Origin of the sequence: Streptomyces sp. ERV7 (genome assembly GCF_001653515.1) — a bacterium.
GTDB lineage: Bacteria > Actinomycetota > Actinomycetes > Streptomycetales > Streptomycetaceae > Streptomyces.
Genome location: NZ_LYOY01000103.1, coordinates 1 through 1,459 on the forward strand (window position 1 = coordinate 1; position 1,459 = coordinate 1,459).

The following is a 1,459-nucleotide window of genomic DNA, read 5'->3' on the forward strand; positions in this document are numbered from 1 at the left end:
GTTCGGCGGGCTCGCGGTCGGCAGGCGCCAGGGTGAGCGGGCGGGGTGCGCCCGTACGGGATCCTCGGTCCACGACGACCCTCCTCATCGGGGAATCAGCAGGGCGGCGTCGGCCTTGTCGGCGCACCGGCGCACCGCCTTGGCGGGGGAGGCGCGGCCCAGCAGCACGGACACCACGGCCTCGCCGGTGGCCTGGGAGATCTGCGGATAGGCGGGGTGGATGGGCCGCACCCGGGCGGTCTCCAGGGCCTTGGTGAACACGGGCAGGCCGACCGTGTCGGCGGAGTGCCGCCGCCAGGCGTTCTCCCGCTCGCTCTCCCTGCTCAGCGGCAGACTGCCGCCCCCTATGTCCCACCGCACGTCCTGTGCGGGAGTGATCAGCCAGCGGACGAACTCCACCGCCGCCCGGGCGCGCGCCCTGCCGTTGTCGAAGACGGTCCAGGTGTCGGGCCCGGAGATGGTCAGCGGCCGTCCGCTGTAGGTGGGCAGGGGCACCACGTCGTACGGCAGCTTGGACTCCACGATGTTGGGCAGCTGCCACGGACCGGTGATCACCATCCCCATCCGGCCGGAGACGAACACCTGGTACATCTGCTCGCTGCCGGGCTTGGGGTCGATGTAGACGCTCTTGTCGGCGACCAGCTGGGCCACCGTCTCCAGGGCCCGCCGCCCGGACTCGGCGAAGCCGATGCTCTTGCCGTCGGGGGCGATCACCTCGCCGCCGAGGTCCCAGATCATCGGCCACAGGCGCCACACGGTGTCCTCGTCCCCCGCGCCCGGCCAGGCCGTGCCGAAGGTGCCGTGCCCGGCGTCGGTGAGCTTCTTGGCGGTCGCCACGAACTCCGGCCAGGTCCAGCCCGGTCGGGGCAGCGGGATCCCGGCGCGCTCGAAGAGCGTGGTGTTGCAGGCGACGGCCAGCGAGTCGAGCAGCGAGGGTGCGGCCCGCACCTTGCCGTGCAGGGTCACGGCCTCCCTGACGGAGGGCCAGAAGTCGTTCCACGGTGGCGAGCCGTCGTGCAGCGCGCCGGTCAGATCGACGACCTTGGGGCTGCGGGCGATGCTCGCGAGGTCCGAGCCGAAGATGTACGCGATGTCGGGGTAGGCGCCGGCCGCCAGCGCGGCCGTCACCTTCTGGAGCATGGCGTCCGCCACCACCCCGCCGCCGCTCGCGTTCACCCGGATGCGGGACTGCGAGCGGTTGAAGTCGGCGGCGAGCGCCTCGATCGCCTTGGCGCCGATCTCGTTCTGGCCGTGCCACATCTCGATGTTGACCCGGCCGTCGGCGCCGACGGATCGCCTTGGCGCCGATCTCGTTCTGGCCGTGCCACATCTCGATGTTGACCCGGCCGTCGGCGCCGACGCCGTCGGAGGTGGTCGAGGCGCAGGCGTCGAGCAGGGGGAGCGCCGCCGCCCCGGCGACGACGCCCGCCCCGGTGCGCAGCACCCGGCGGCGCAGGGG

General features: G+C 73.1%; 1 protein-coding gene. It reads right to left on the minus strand.

What is annotated here, in order from left to right; genetic code table 11:
* Nucleotides 1-84: 84 nt before the first annotated feature.
* A complete protein-coding gene (locus A8W25_RS31095; protein ID WP_079126557.1) occupies nt 85-1,260 on the minus strand; it encodes an ABC transporter substrate-binding protein in 1,176 nt (391 codons plus the stop codon).
* Nucleotides 1,261-1,459: the final 199 nt, after the last annotated feature.

What these genes read in the sequence shown, in the direction of transcription:
- A8W25_RS31095 (WP_079126557.1), bottom strand. Translation starts at nt 1,260, where the DNA reads ATGTGGCACGGCCAGAACGAGATCGGCGCCAAGGCGATCGAGGCGCTC.